This window comes from Pseudomonas sp. URMO17WK12:I12 (assembly GCF_000514395.1).
In the GTDB taxonomy this organism is placed as follows: domain Bacteria; phylum Pseudomonadota; class Gammaproteobacteria; order Pseudomonadales; family Pseudomonadaceae; genus Aquipseudomonas; species Aquipseudomonas mucoides.
On sequence record NZ_AZVV01000013.1, the window covers coordinates 60,633 to 74,863 of the forward strand.

The window sequence follows — 14,231 nt, forward strand, 5'->3', positions numbered from 1 at the left end:
ACCTGAAGGCAGAACTCCATGATCGTCAGACCCAAACCGAACTTCATCAACATCCTCAGCGCGATCAAGGGCTCCATCGCCAAACGGATCGCCCTGCGCAGTTTGATGGTGACGCTATTGGCATCGGTCATCGTGCTCGTCGAGACTTTGCACCCCAGCTACTTTTCCAAAGTCAGCGCGACGCCGTTCACGCTGCTCGGTTTGTCGCTATCGATCTTCATGAGCTTTCGCAACAACGCCTGTTATGACCGCTGGTATGAAGGCCGCAAAGCCTGGGGTGATGTGATCGTGGCGATTCGTTCGATGATTCGAGAAACCGTGATCATCAAGGACGCCGACACGCGCAACACCCTGCTGAGTCACTTGTGCGGGTTCGCCCACGCGCTCAACGCCAAACTGCGCCAGGAAAACGAACTGGCGGCGAGTGGCCGATGGCTCGACCCGATCCCCAAGGACAACGCGCCGGATTTCAGCGGGCGCATATTGCTGCAGGTCGGCCAGCAGTGTTCGGCACTCAGCGAGTCGGGGGTGATCAACGAATGGCGCTACACGATCATGGCCAATCATCTGGCGCACCTGACCCAGGCACAGGCTGCCTGCGAACGGATCAAACACACGCCGCTGCCGTTTGCCTACACCTTGCTATTGCACCGCACCAGCTACCTGTTCTGCTTCCTGCTGCCCTTCGCCATGGCCGAACCCCTGGGCTGGATGACCCCGATTTTCACGGCGATTGTCAGCTACACCTTTTTTGGCCTGGATGCGATTGGCGACGAATTGGAGGACCCGTTTGGCCGCGACGAAAACGACCTGCCCCTCGATGCGATCGTGCGCACCATCGAGCGGGAAATCCTCACCGCGATGGGGGAAACACAACTTCCACCGGCGCTGGAACCGGTGGACTTTGTGTTGAAGTGATTTCACACCTGATAAAAATCCCGGTACCACTCGACAAACTGCGCCACACCGGTTTCAACCGTCACTTGCGGGCGGAAGTCGACCCAGTCCGCCAGCGCCGACACATCGGCCCAGGTCTTGATCACATCACCCGCTTGCATCGGCAAGTTATTGCGCAGCGCTTTGACCCCCAATGCCGACTCCAGGCATTCGATAAAATCCAGCAACGCGACCGGATGGCCACGGCCGATGTTGAAGAGACGGTTGACGCCCCCACTCTCGTGGTTCGCCACTGGCGGCTTTGTTCGCAAGCGGGCGATACCTTCGACGATGTCGTCGACATAGGTGAAATCGCGCGCCATCTGACCATGGTTGAACACCTCGATCGGCTGGCCCTTGAAGATCGCTTCGGTGAACTTGAACAGCGCCATGTCCGGGCGCCCCCAAGGTCCGTAGACGGTAAAAAAACGCAGGCCGCTGGCCTTCAGGCCGTACAGATGGCAGTAGCTGTCGGCGAGCAGTTCATTGGCGCGCTTGCTCGCGGCGTACAGCGAAACCGGATGATCCACCGGGTCATCCACACTGAACGGCAGCTTGTTATTGGCACCGTACACCGAACTGCTCGACGCGTAGATCAGGTGCGCGGGCGGATAGTGTCGACAGGCTTCCAGCACATTCAGGAAACCCACCAGGTTGGATTGCGCATAGGCGTCCGGGTTATCCAGCGAGTAACGAACCCCCGCTTGCGCCGCCAAGTGCACCACTTCGGTGAAGTGATGTTCGTTGCACAACGCCATCAACGCAGGCTTGTCGATAATGTCCATTTTCTGAAAACGGAAGCCCTGCAACACGCTCAGTTGTTTGAGCCGGGCCTGTTTGAGTTCGACGCTGTAATAGTCATTGAGGTTGTCGACACCTATCACTTCAAGGCCTTGCAGGCATAACCGTTTGACCGTGTGAAACCCGATGAATCCCGCAGCGCCAGTCACAAGAACGGTCATAGTGCCTTGCTCCCCTGTTAACACAAGAAGGGCTTAGTTATAGCGTTGCTATTGCATGGGGTCCAGATTCGAAGCTTACTACTTAACAACCCCCATGATTGGGGATTATTCTCAACGGCCTGACTATCAATCACATCAAAAGTTTAATTTGTCCGACGAAATAAAAATTCCTCCTGAAAACAGCCGCTTGAGTAGAAGCAAATTCACTATTGGATAAAAGGCGTGCTTTTTGACGAGGAACGTTTGACAGCTCGCTTAGAGTGGTCGATAACTACACCGGTCTATTGGAACAGTTGTGCGAGTGCGGACTGTCTGTTTAGCCTCTGATCCTTAGTCTCCTACCGAATTAGTTTTTATGTGGGTCCCTTGTGCGGACCGTGCGGTAGCTTTGCCCAAAGCGAAGTTGACTCAGGCTTATGCCTGATATGTTGCACGGTATAGCGTCACGTCATTGGCTTGTGCCCTTTCGTGATGCGTTTTGTGATTCATTATTGATACACAACTGCGCAACTCTATAAAAAAACATATCTGCTCGATTAACACTTCCTAGGCCTCAATAGAGCCACTGCCTGCCTAAACTTCTCAATTCACAGAGTTTACCAGCATGCCAGCATTAAGCTCCGAGCGGTCTAATTGGTACCTGTTGCAATGTAAACCACGTCAGGATGAACGTGCCCACCTGAACCTTCTGCAACAAAACTATGTGATCTTCCACCCCCAACTGGTGACCGAGCGCGTGATACGCGGAAAACGCCACAGGGTGCTGGAATCGCTGTTCCCCGGGTATCTGTTTATCCACCTCAGCCGTAACGACAATTGGGCGCCCTTACGTTCCACCCGCGGCGTCAGTCGTATTGTCGAATTCAATCATGGTCCCGCGACAGTGGCAGAGCACGTCATCGAGCATCTGCGCGCGCGCTGTTTTGAATCGGCGGATGCGCACGTCGACCATGACCTGAAACCCGGCGAACACTTGCAAATCATTCGAGGGCCACTGTCGACACTGGAAGGCATCTTCGTGTCCTCGCAGGGGGCTGAACGTGTGATGATCCTGCTGCAGTTCCTTAATCGCGATCAAACTATTTGCGTTCCACGCAGTGATCTCGGACTCCAGAGCACGCCCATACAACTTAATAACTAATTGTTTGCCTTATATGCTTTCGTCAGGAGCTACGAAAAATGGCCTTGAAGTCACGCTGCCCTATTGCACTGCTCATGGCCTCTCTTTATCCAGGGATGGCATGGAGTATCAACCCACAAAACATCGATGTTTACGGCTTCAACTTCACTCCAACTTTCCTGCTCTCAGAAAGTTACGACGATAACTTTCGCGAACTGGAAAACAACACGCAATCTTCCATGATCACTCGGTTGGCGCCCTCCTTCGAACTGAAGGCTGAAGACCGCAACAGCGCCACGCGCCTTATCTGGCAGCCGACTCAGAACATATACCACGATGAGTCCGATGCCTCGTACACGGCACAGCGGGTGCGGGCCGACAGCATCATGGAGTTCACCGACCGACACCGTCTGAAACTTGAGGCCGAGTACCGCAAATGGGAGCGTACGGAATCGACGGCGGTCATAGGCGAAAACGACAAACTCAACAACAAACGTGTGGGTGGCCTGTACACCTACGGCGCCAAGAGCGCTGATAACCAGATTGATGTCGGCGCCAACTATGCAGAACTTCGCTATACCAATGCCGATGGCGTCAACGACGACAAAGAACGTAATACCGCCGGTGTGACCACCACCTGGTATCACCGCATTGGCAGTAACACCCGTGGCTTGCTGGAATACGACCACACGAACTTCGATTATCTGCAATCCAACAGCCCGCGCAGCAGTAAATCCGACGCCATCCTGGGCGGAGCCACATGGGACTTCACCGCCCGCACCTCGGGCAAAGTGCGCATTGGTTACGAGAAAAAGAATTTCGACAGCAGCCAATCCAAAGACCTCGACAACCCCACCTGGCAAGTGGATCTGCAATACAAACCACGTACTTACTCGACCTTTACCTTTGTCGCCCGCCAGGCCCTTGCCGAGGGCGACGATGGTGCTGACGCTGTCAAATCAACCTTCACTCAGGTCGGTTGGCGCCACGGCTGGACCGAACGCATCACCACCGTGGCCCAGGCCGGTTATGGCCGATATGTCTACGAAGGCGAAAGCCGCACGGACAATCTTCAGGATTACAACCTGGCCCTGAGATACGCCATGCGCCGATGGCTGGATATCGAACTCGGCTATCGCTACCGGGATAACAATTCGGACGCCGAAGATGAAAGCTACACCCGCAATGTTGTTTCGATCAGCTTCAACGTAAGCCTTTAGGAGGGTTTTGCGATGAACTCACACACTCTTGGCTTGTTGTTCGCATTGGCATTTGCCCCCACTACGTACGCAGCGGACTCCGGCACCCAGTACAAACTGGCGGCGGGCGACGTGTTGCGCATCACCGTGTTCGGCGAGCCGGAACTGAGCATTAAAAGGGTTCGCCTCAACGACGCCGGAACGTTTTCCTACCCGTTCCTCGGTGAAATTTCCGCCAAGGGCCTCACCCCCAACCAGGTCGAAAAGATCATCGTCGACGGGCTAAAACAGGGCTATCTGAACGATCCGAAAGTCAGCCTGAGCCAGATCGAATACCGCTCGTTCTACATCAACGGCGAGGTCACCAAACCCGGCAGTTACCCCTTCGTGCCCGGCCTGACGCTTGAGAAAGCCATTGCCTTGGGCGGTGGCCTCACCGAGCGCGCCTCGATCAAACGCGTGACGATCGTGCGCGGCGACAGCGGCCAGACCCTCACCGATGAAGTGACGCGCAGCACCACAATTGCCCCCGGCGACACCATTTCCATTGCACAAGGCTTTTTCTAATCATGGACAACAGCCCTAGCAACTTCGTCGAACGTCCTCTGCAAACGCACGTGTATCAACAGCACAGCGAAGACAGGGACACCATTGATCTGCTCAAACTGTGGAGGGTGATCTGGCGCGCGAAATGGAAAATCGGCTGGCTGGTTGTGCTCAGCGTTGCCCTGGCGGTGGTGGCCGTCTCGCTGATCACCCCGCAATACATCGGCAGCACCACGTTGCTGTTCAACGACAAGACGCCGCCGCTGATGTCCTTCCAGCAAGTGAAGGATTCAGGCAGCAACGCTACTGACTACTTGCAGACCCAGCAGGCTCTCCTGGAATCCCGGGACCTGGCCGAACGCGCGGTGAAAAAACTCGGTCTCACCACCAACCCGATCACCGATCCGCGCCAGCAGCCGGCGCCGTGGTTCACGCCGCGCAAATGGCTGGCGGACCTCAACCTTAATCAGTGGATACCCGGAATGGGCATGCTGTTGCCGGTGAAGGACGCGCCAACCGAGGAAGACGTGTTCAATCAGGTCACGCAAAACCTGATGCTGCACACCACCGTCAAGTTTGTCGGCAAAAGCCAACTGCTGAACATCGAAGTCGAGCTACCGGACCCTGATCTCGCCGCCGCAGCGGCCAACGCACTGGCCCAGGGCTTTACCGACAGCCAGATCGACACCAGCGAAAAATCTTCGCAGTCCACCACGGCGTGGATGAACACCCGACTGGTCGATTTGCGCAACAACCTGCGCGTGGCCGAGAAAAAACTTCAGGGCTACCGCGAAGAGCAAGGGCTGGTCGATGTCGGCGGTGTCTCCACCATCAGCGCCAACGAACTGGAGGCTACCGGCAGCCGCATGGTCGACGCCCGCCGTACCCGCGCTGAAGCCGAGAGCGAATACCGTCAGGCCAAGGCTTTGAGCACTGGCGACTTGAGTCGGCTCTCCAGCGTACCCGCTGTGTTGTCCAATCCGCTGGTCCAGCAATTCCAGGCTGACCGGGCCAAAGCGCAAGCCAAGGTCGATGAGCTGTCGGGGCGCTATGGGCCGAAACACCCGAGCCTGATTTCCGCACAGTCCGAATTGCGCGCAGCCACCACTGCCCTGCAATTGCAGGTGCAGCAAGTGGTCGCCGGGATCGAGCGGCAATACCAGCTCGCCTCGGCCAGCGAAGCCTCAATCCGCCAATCGTTCAACAGCAACAAGGCGCAGATCCAGGACATCGCGCGCAAAGAGTTTCAGTTGCGCGAGTTCCAGCGTGAAGTCGACAGCACCCGTGCGCTGTACGAAACCTTCGTCACTCGCTTGAAGGAGACCGCCGCCACCGCCGACATGGACTCGACCAAGGTGCGCATCGTCGACCCGGCAATTGTTCCGATGGAAGCCAGCAAGCCACGCAAAACGTTGATCGTGGGCATTGTCGGGTTGCTGGCAGCCCTGATTGGCGTTGCGCTGGCCCTGCTGTTTGACAGCCTGAGCAACACCTTCAAGACCGACGAGACCATCGAGAGCACGCTCAATATTCCATTGCTCAGCGTCGTTCCGTTGGTGATGAAGAAAAGCCGCCGGCAACTGGCGCGGTTGTTTGAGGACAACGACAACCCGCGCTTTTCCGAGACCATTCGCAACCTGCGCACCTGGTTGATGTTGCAAAGCAGCGAGATGCCGTCGCAGGTGGTGCTGGTGACCTCGACTGTGGCCGGTGAGGGTAAAAGCACCATCGCCAACAACCTCGCCAGCTCGCTCACCTCCCTTGAGCGCGTGCTGCTGATCGATGCCGACATGCGCCAGCCGACCCTTTCGCTGAACTTCGACTTCCCGCCGGACGCCCCCGGGCTGGCGAATGTGATTGCGGGCACGGCTCGGCTCGAAGACTGCATCGTCTCGGTGGGCAACCTGGATTTGCTGCCGGCCGGGAAAATGTTGCAGCCCTCGGTGGACCTGTTCACCGCGCCGCGCCTGCCATCTCCCGCCGACGCGCTCAACCCGGCACGCCAGCCTCCGCCCCAGGACTTGCTCAGTTCGCCACGCATGGCGCGGATGCTCGAAGCACTGAAGTCGCGTTACCGCCACATCATCATCGACTCGCCGCCGGCGGAGATGATCAGCGATGCCTTGCTGCTGGCCCAGCATTCGGACGCCGTGATCTACGTGGTCAAGGCCGACAGCACGCCGATCAGCCAGGTGCAAAGGGGCATCGCGATGCTGCAACAAAGCCACGTACCGGTGTTCGGTACCGTGCTCAACCAGGTCGACCTGCGCAAGGCGCGCAAGTATGGCTACAACCACTCCCGCACGTTTTATAACTACGACTTCGCGCCCCGTTAACACCGGGGCGACCTAGCCAACGCGTCACCTCTGCCAATACAAAAACAGCTGCTTCACCTCTGCCGAGCAACGGAAAAGCCTGCGGGAGCCACGCCGTGTCCGCCCGTTTTGTGCTGGTGCATTTACTTCTGCCTTGAGGTCAAGCCCATGACACCGCTCTATACCGCTCACCTGACTCACCGCCGAGGCCTGACGTTCTGGGGACAGTGGGTCTGCGCAATGACGCTGACCATCGGGCTGCTGATGCTGCTGGTACTGTGGCGCGTCGGCAACCTGACCAGCGATTACCGGATTCTGATCATTCTGACCGTGCTCGGCTCGGTGCCGATCTACAGCCTGATGCAGGTCTACCACAAGCGTCATGGCTTGCTGGTCGGGCTCGGTCGATTGCTGGCCGGCTGGCTGATCCTGCTGGCCGTGCTGGCGGCCATCGCCTTCATCACCCAAACCAGTGCGACGTACTCGCGACAAGTCATCATGGTTTGGGCGGTGTTGGGGTTTCTGGTTCAGGCGCTGAGTTTCCTGCCCCTGCATTACTTCGCCCGGTTGCACGCGCGCATGGTCTGCAAGGAACGCCGGTCAGTGATCATCGGCACCTGTCCGACCGCCCATGAGCTGGCGAAAAAACTCTCCCGGCCGAACCGCGCGCTGGTCCTGGGGTTCATCGCCGCCGCCGACGACAGTGGCCCGGCGCCGAGCATTCTGCCGCTGCTGGGCCGGGTCGACGCCATTCGCGAGATCATCACTCGCCTGGCCGTGCGGCGCGTCTATATCGTCCTGACGATGGCGCATGCCGCGACCATTGAAGCGCTGTACATCGACCTGCTGGACATGAACGTCGACGTGGTCTGGATCCCGGATTTCAGCAGCATGGTGCTGCTCAATCATTCGATCTCGGAAATCGAACGGATGCCGGCGATCTACCTCAACGAAAGCCTGATCAGCTCGCACCCCGCCAGCCTGTTTTGCAAGGACCTGTTCGAACGCAGCCTGGCGGCCACGGCCCTGATTGTGATCAGTCCGTTGCTGTTGGTGGTCGCGGCCGCCGTCAAGTTGAGCTCGCCAGGGCCGGTGCTGTTCAAGCAAAACCGCCACGGCTGCAACGGCGAAGTGATCAAGGTCTGGAAGTTTCGCTCAATGCGCGTCCATGACGACCGCGAGGTGCGCCAGGCCACCCGCGAAGACGATCGCGTCACGCCGGTCGGACGCTTCCTGCGCCGCAGTTCCATCGACGAATTGCCGCAGCTGTTCAACGTGCTGTTCGGCCAGATGGCCCTCGTCGGCCCCCGCCCGCACGCCGTCACCCACAACATTTACTACACCGGCAAAGTCCGCGCCTACATGGCCCGTCATCGCCTAAAGCCTGGCATTACCGGGCTGGCCCAGGTCACCGGGCATCGCGGCGAGACCGAGACCGTGGAAAAGATGCAGCTGCGCGTGGCCCAGGACCTCAACTACATCAACCAATGGTCACTGTGGCTGGACATCAAGATTCTGATCAAGACGCCCTTCACGTTGTTCTCGAAAAACATCTACTGACGCCCTGCTTCGACTCCCCGAGGTTTGATCATGAATGTGAGCGTATTCGGTATAGGTTATGTGGGCCTGGTCCAGGGCGCCGCGCTGGCAGAAGTCGGCCATAGCGTGATGTGCGTGGATGTCGACGCCACCAAGGTCGATGCCCTCAAGGACGGCACCTTGCCGATCTACGAGCCCGGTTTGGAAGCCCTGGTGCGCGATAATTACCAGAGCGGCCGCCTGCAGTTCGGCACCGACCTGGCCAGCGCCGTGCAGCATGGCGATGTGTTGTTGATCGCCGTCGGCACGCCGCCTGACGAAGACGGTTCGGCAGACCTTCAATACGTGTTGAGCGTGGCGCAAACCATCGCGCAGCACATGGATCGTCACCAGATCATCGTCGACAAATCCACCGTCCCCGTCGGTACTGGCGACCTGGTACGTGCACGCATCGAGCAGGTGCTGGCCGACAACGGTCGCAGCCACCTGACCTTCGATGTGGTCTCCAATCCGGAGTTTCTCAAGGAAGGTTGTGCGGTAGAGGACTGCATGCGCCCGGACCGGATCGTCATCGGCACCGACAGCCCGCACGCCGAAGAGGTCATGCGTGAACTGTACGAACCGTTCAATCGCAACCGCGAAAAAATCATTGTCATGGACATTCGCAGCGCCGAGCTGACCAAGTACGCGGCCAACTGCATGTTGGCGACCAAGATCAGCTTCATGAACGAAATGGCCAACATCGCCGAAAAGCTCGGCGCAGACATCGAAATGGTCCGCCACGGAATCGGGTCCGATCCGCGCATTGGTTATCAATTTATCTACCCCGGCCTCGGCTACGGCGGCTCGTGTTTCCCCAAGGACGTGAAGGCGCTGATTCACGCCGCCACCCGTGTCGACATCGATGCGCGGGTGCTCAAGGCCGTGGAGTCGCGCAACAACGAGCAGAAAACCACCCTCTACAGCAAGATTTCCGATCACTTCGACGGCGCCCTGCGCGGCAAGACTTTCGCCCTGTGGGGCTTGAGCTTCAAACCCAACACCGACGACATGCGCGAAGCCCCCAGCCGGGTCCTGATGGAAGCCTTGTGGCACGCCGGCGCGAGCGTCCAGGCCTACGACCCGAAAGCCATGGAGGAAACCCAGCGCATTTACGGCTCGCGCGACGACCTGACCCTGGCGGGCACCAAGGAAGCGGCGCTGAAAAATGCCGACGCCTTGATCATCGTCACCGAGTGGCAAGCGTTCCGCGCGCCGGACTTCGACCTGATCAGCCAACAGCTCAAGCAACCGCTGATTTTCGACGGACGCAACCTGTTCGATCCGCAGCGCTTGAGCAAGCGTGGCTTCACCTACGTGTCCGTGGGTCGCCAGACCCACGCCGCAATCTGAGGGGGTCAGGCCATGATCACGCTGAAAATCGTCAGGCAATACTCACCGACGTTGCTGGATGCCAGCCAGGCGTATTCCTTCATTAATTTTGCGTCCATCGGCAGCCTGATCAAACACACCCCGGGCACCGTTGCCTACTTTTGCGACGGCATGCTGATGTCGGCGTTCATGTCGCGGGTCACTGGGCGCAACGTCGGCCGGGTCAGTTTCGACTTCACTTCCATCGCTCATCCGGTGCTGGGTAGCGCCGAGCAACAGGGCAAACGGGTGTATTTCGTCGGTGCCCGGCAGGACGAACTCGAGTTGTTCATCAGCAAGATCAAGGCGCGCTATCCGCAACTGATCATCGCCGGCTATCACAACGGCTATTTCGATGCAGCGCAGGCCGAGGGCATTCAGGCCGAGATCTGCCGCAGCGAAGCGAACATCCTGATCGTCGGCCTCGGTGCCGGACTGCAAGAAAAGTTCGAGCAGGACGCGCAGCGCTCCGGGTTTCGCGGTGTTGCCTTTACCTGTGGCGGGTTCATTCGCCAGGAGGCCATGGCCACGCGTCACTACTACCCGGCGGTGATCAACCGCCTGCACCTGCGCGCGTTCTATCGCATGTACCGCGAGCCGCACACCATCAAGCGCTACCTCGTCGACTACCCGAGCAATTTCCTGCAACTGCTGGGGATGGTCGTTCGGCACGAAGTCACCATCAGTGTCGGGGAATGACCATGCACATTCTGTTCATCCTCAAGGATTTCACTTCGGGCGGCGGTGTCGAGCGCGTTCAGCAGCGCTTGTCCGAGCAGTTTCTCAAGGACGGCCAACATGTGAGCTTCTTCGTCATCAACGGCGACACGCCCGACACTGAAGGCGTGCGAAGTCTTAATGACGGCGATGGCAGCGGTCTTTGGGGGATGCTCAAATCGATCGTCCAGTTACGCCGGCTGATTCACCGCGAAGGCATCACCCACCTCATTTCCGCCAAGGAGCAGGCCAACCTGTGCACGTGGTTCGCCACCCTCGGCAGCTCCTGCAAGGTGATCTATAGCCGTCACGCATCATTCGATTGCTCGGAACAGAAAACCGGCCCCACCAGCCTGCGCCTGCTCTACGCGCTGTACCTGTGTGGCAGCGGCAAGGTGGTGGCGGTGTCCACCGCGCTGCGCCAATCCCTGGCCGAGATGATGCCGTGGGGGCGGCAGCGCATCCGCTATTGCCCCAACGCGGTCATCACCGACCAGCTCCTGCGCGCCGCCAAGGGTCCGTTGCCCACCGAAGTTCCGCGCAATTACTGGCTGGGCCTGGGCCGGTTGGTCGAACCCAAAGGCTTTAACCTCCTGCTCGACGCCTACGCCATGGCCCTGCAAAGCGAGGCAGTGCCGGACCTGGTGATTGCGGGTGACGGTCCGTTGCGCGAAGCGCTGATCATTCAGGCAAACCGCCTGGGCATCGCGCACCGGGTGCATTTCACCGGGTTCCTGAGCAACCCCTATCCCCTGCTCAAACAGGCTCGACTGTTCATTCTCAGCTCGCTGCACGAAGGCATGCCGACCGTGCTGATCGAAGCCCTGGCGCTGGGTACGCCGGTGCTGGCGTGCGACTGCGAGACCGGGCCTCGGGAACTGCTGGACCACGGCCGACTCGGCCAACTGGTCAACGTCAACGACGTACCGGCGTTGGCCGAAGGCATGCTGCAAAGCCTGTTTTTGCAGGGTCAGGTGGCGATCAACGGGGAAATGATCAGTGACGCGATCCGCCAGTACACCAGCCAGGACGCCGCGCAGGCGTATTACCAGGTATGGAACCAATGAAAAAGCTGCTGATTATCCTCCACGACCTCAGCGCAGGCGGGGCGGAAAAAATGATGACGCGCCTGGCCGGTGCGCTGGTGGACGCGGGCAACGACGTGACCCTGCTGATGCTCACTGGCGGCGGCCTCAACGTGGCAAACCTCGACCCCCGAGTAAAAAAGGTTGAACTGGGCAGCCCGCGCAGTTCAAGGGCGGTGCCGGCGCTGGCGCGCTTCCTTCGGCAAAACCGTTTCGACGCACAACTGGCAGCGCTGACTCACGTCAACGTGGTGGCCATCGTTGCCGCCGCGCTGTCGGGGACGCTGGCCCGACTGCACGTCAGCGAGCGCAATGCGTTTTCTCACGACAAGCACGTCAACCCCGACCTCATGGTACGGATCGCCTACCGCGTAGCGCCGCTGCTGTATCGACTGATTCCCAACCCGGTGATTTGCGTGTCGCGAGGCGTCGCCCAGGACCTGATCGACACGACTATTGCGCGCCGACAGGACGTGACCATTGCCGACAACCCGGTGCTCGACAACGACTTTCGCGACAAACCGCCACGCCCGCCCAGCCACCGCTGGCTGCTGGAAGCGTCGAGCCCGGTCATTGTCGCCGTGGGCCGCCTGGCACCGCAAAAAGGTTTCGACACCTTGATCACCGCGTTCGCCGCGCTGCCCAATCGCAGTGCGCGCCTGATCATTTTTGGCGAAGGCGTACTGCGCGATCGTTTGCTGGCGCAGGCACGCAAACTGGGTGTGGAGCATCGGGTCGACCTGCCGGGTTACACCCATGACCCGATGGCGGAAGTGGCCGCGGCCGATTGCTTCGTGTTGTCGTCGCGTTTCGAAGGCAGCCCGAACGCGCTGGTCGAAGCTTTGTCCACCGGCACGCGGGTGGTCTCGACCCGGTGCCCCCATGGCCCGCAAGACATCCTGATCAATGGCGTCGTCGCCCCCCTCGTGGCGGTCGACGACCCGATTGCCCTGTCGCAGGCGATTGCCCTGCAACTCACCACTCCACGCGATGTACACCGCCAGGCCCGCCTCGATGCGGCGGCCCGGTTCATGAACGCCAGCGCGGTGAAAACCTACCTCACCGCCCTGCTCGGGAGCCCCTCGCCATGAACAGACTGGAGATCCGCCATTCCACCCTGCGTGACGGTTTCACCTTGTTCGGCGTGCTGTTTTACATCCAGGTGATTTCCTTTGTCCTTGGTTTGGGCAGCGCCTCGAGTTTCGACGACATCGACAAAGACCTCGAAGGCAACGTGACCAACCAGGTCTGCGGTTTGATCACGCTGCTGGTGCCGTTGTTTTTCTTCATCCGCAACAAGGTGTTCCTCAGTAAAAGCTTTTACCGGGGCAACTTCTTTCTGCTGCTGTTCATGCTCTGCGTGATCGCCTCCATCGGCTGGTCCTTCGACCCGATGCTGAGCCTCAAGCGGTTTGTCGCGATGATCAGCGTGGTGTTTTTTGCAGGCTTCATTGCCTACAACTACAGCCTCGAAAAAATCACCTTCATGCTCGGCTGCGCCATTGGCGCGGCGGCGTTGATCGGCTTGATCCTGGCGCTGGTGATGCCCAGTGCCGCGTTCGTTTCCGGCGGCATTCGCGAAGGCGCGTTCAAGGGGATTTTCATGGAGAAGAATGCCGGCGCACGGATCAACGCCATCGCGATCCTGTTGCTGCTGCCGATGATTCGTCAGCGCAACCGCTGGGCACTGTTCTGTTCGTTCTTCTCGCTGATTGCGATCCTGCTCGCCCAATCTGCGACCGGTGTGGTGCTGGTCGTTGCCGGCACCATCAGCTACTGGTATTTCCTGACGCTGATCCGTCTGCGCATGAACCGATCGCAGCTGTTGTTCCTCGGCTGCACCCTCGTCTACCTGCTGGGCTGCCTGTTTCTCTACAGCAACTTTGCGGTGGTCCTGGAAATGGCCGGTCGCGACCCGTCACTCACCGACCGCACGATGATCTGGGAGCTGCTCGGGCCGTTTGTCGACGATCAGTACCTCAAGGGCTACGGCTTCGGCGCCTTCTGGTCGAGCCCCGATGCTGCCGCGTTCATCAAGCGTTGGGGGTACATCGGCAACGCCCACAGCGGCTACATGGAGACGCTGCTCAATGGCGGCATCATCCAGCTGGCCGCGCTGGCTCTGCTGCTCGCTGAAGCGCTGCTTAAACAGTACCGGGCCGTGACGGCGAACCAGTCTGCGCAGTTTCGCGCCAGCGCCTTGGTGATCATCGGTCTGTTCATCGTCACCAACTACGTGGCGTACGTGATTCCCAACTACCGCTCCGCCGAGTTCCTGGTGTTCTGCACCCTGGCCCTGTCCTTCCGGCATCACCACGCGACCTGTCCCGAGTTGTCACCGTCACCCGTGCGTCAGCGTCGATCTGGCCAAGCATTCCCGCGCGATTCAGCCAACGCGTAAA

At 59.2% G+C, this 14,231-nt stretch carries 12 protein-coding genes; 11 read left to right on the forward strand and 1 reads right to left on the reverse strand.

The genetic code is table 11. The annotated features are described in order from the left end of the window. Positions 1-18: 18 nt before the first annotated feature. A complete protein-coding gene (locus D882_RS0118840; protein ID WP_027924661.1) occupies positions 19-918 on the forward strand; it encodes a bestrophin family protein in 900 nt (299 codons plus the stop codon). 2 nt (positions 919-920) lie between these two features. Here the strand turns inward: D882_RS0118840 and D882_RS0118845 are convergent, their stop codons facing one another. Then, positions 921-1,898 carry an NAD-dependent epimerase gene (locus tag D882_RS0118845; protein ID WP_027924662.1) on the reverse strand — a complete coding sequence of 326 codons (978 nt, stop codon included), beginning with the start codon at positions 1,896-1,898 and terminating at the stop codon, positions 921-923. A gap of 604 nt (positions 1,899-2,502) precedes the next feature. Here D882_RS0118845 and rfaH point away from each other — a divergent pair. From rfaH to D882_RS0118895, 10 genes are all read left to right on the forward strand, one after another. After that, entirely contained in the window at positions 2,503-3,039 is a 537-nt protein-coding gene (rfaH, locus tag D882_RS1000000132140) for a transcription/translation regulatory transformer protein RfaH (RefSeq protein WP_027924663.1), read from the forward strand. A 38-nt stretch (positions 3,040-3,077) separates the two neighbouring features. Beyond that, positions 3,078-4,238, forward strand: coding sequence for an outer membrane beta-barrel protein (locus D882_RS0118855; RefSeq protein ID WP_027924664.1), 1,161 nt, complete (start codon positions 3,078-3,080; stop codon positions 4,236-4,238). A gap of 12 nt (positions 4,239-4,250) precedes the next feature. Continuing rightward, entirely contained in the window at positions 4,251-4,784 is a 534-nt protein-coding gene (locus tag D882_RS0118860; RefSeq protein ID WP_027924665.1) for a polysaccharide biosynthesis/export family protein, read from the forward strand. Between the two features lie 2 nt (positions 4,785-4,786). After that, on the forward strand, positions 4,787-7,099 hold the full coding sequence (locus tag D882_RS0118865) for a GNVR domain-containing protein (protein WP_027924666.1): 2,313 nt from the start codon (positions 4,787-4,789) through the stop codon (positions 7,097-7,099). 147 nt (positions 7,100-7,246) lie between these two features. Continuing rightward, positions 7,247-8,638 carry an undecaprenyl-phosphate glucose phosphotransferase gene (locus D882_RS0118870; protein ID WP_032833585.1) on the forward strand — a complete coding sequence of 464 codons (1,392 nt, stop codon included), beginning with the start codon at positions 7,247-7,249 and terminating at the stop codon, positions 8,636-8,638. 30 nt (positions 8,639-8,668) lie between these two features. Then, positions 8,669-10,009, forward strand: coding sequence for a UDP-glucose/GDP-mannose dehydrogenase family protein (locus D882_RS0118875; protein ID WP_027924668.1), 1,341 nt, complete (start codon positions 8,669-8,671; stop codon positions 10,007-10,009). A 12-nt stretch (positions 10,010-10,021) separates the two neighbouring features. Continuing rightward, on the forward strand, positions 10,022-10,726 hold the full coding sequence (locus D882_RS0118880; protein ID WP_027924669.1) for a WecB/TagA/CpsF family glycosyltransferase: 705 nt from the start codon (positions 10,022-10,024) through the stop codon (positions 10,724-10,726). Positions 10,727-10,728: 2 nt separating this feature from the next. Beyond that, positions 10,729-11,811, forward strand: coding sequence for a glycosyltransferase (locus D882_RS0118885; RefSeq protein ID WP_027924670.1), 1,083 nt, complete (start codon positions 10,729-10,731; stop codon positions 11,809-11,811). Next, on the forward strand, positions 11,808-12,920 hold the full coding sequence (locus tag D882_RS0118890; protein WP_027924671.1) for a glycosyltransferase: 1,113 nt from the start codon (positions 11,808-11,810) through the stop codon (positions 12,918-12,920). Before D882_RS0118885 ends, D882_RS0118890 begins: the two co-directional genes overlap by 4 nt. Continuing rightward, a complete protein-coding gene (locus tag D882_RS0118895; RefSeq protein WP_027924672.1) occupies positions 12,917-14,230 on the forward strand; it encodes an O-antigen ligase in 1,314 nt (437 codons plus the stop codon). The genes D882_RS0118890 and D882_RS0118895 overlap by 4 nt, the downstream gene beginning before the upstream one ends. Position 14,231: the final 1 nt, after the last annotated feature.

Coding starts and splice junctions, on each gene's coding strand:
- D882_RS0118860 (WP_027924665.1), top strand. CDS start 4,251: ATGAACTCACACACTCTTGGCTTGTTGTTCGCATTGGCATTTGCCCCC.
- rfaH (WP_027924663.1), top strand. CDS start 2,503: ATGCCAGCATTAAGCTCCGAGCGGTCTAATTGGTACCTGTTGCAATGT.
- D882_RS0118875 (WP_027924668.1), top strand. CDS start 8,669: ATGAATGTGAGCGTATTCGGTATAGGTTATGTGGGCCTGGTCCAGGGC.
- D882_RS0118840 (WP_027924661.1), top strand. CDS start 19: ATGATCGTCAGACCCAAACCGAACTTCATCAACATCCTCAGCGCGATC.
- D882_RS0118885 (WP_027924670.1), top strand. CDS start 10,729: ATGCACATTCTGTTCATCCTCAAGGATTTCACTTCGGGCGGCGGTGTC.
- D882_RS0118880 (WP_027924669.1), top strand. CDS start 10,022: ATGATCACGCTGAAAATCGTCAGGCAATACTCACCGACGTTGCTGGAT.
- D882_RS0118890 (WP_027924671.1), top strand. CDS start 11,808: ATGAAAAAGCTGCTGATTATCCTCCACGACCTCAGCGCAGGCGGGGCG.
- D882_RS0118865 (WP_027924666.1), top strand. CDS start 4,787: ATGGACAACAGCCCTAGCAACTTCGTCGAACGTCCTCTGCAAACGCAC.
- D882_RS0118895 (WP_027924672.1), top strand. CDS start 12,917: ATGAACAGACTGGAGATCCGCCATTCCACCCTGCGTGACGGTTTCACC.
- D882_RS0118855 (WP_027924664.1), top strand. CDS start 3,078: ATGGCCTTGAAGTCACGCTGCCCTATTGCACTGCTCATGGCCTCTCTT.
- D882_RS0118870 (WP_032833585.1), top strand. CDS start 7,247: ATGACACCGCTCTATACCGCTCACCTGACTCACCGCCGAGGCCTGACG.
- D882_RS0118845 (WP_027924662.1), bottom strand. CDS start 1,898: ATGACCGTTCTTGTGACTGGCGCTGCGGGATTCATCGGGTTTCACACG.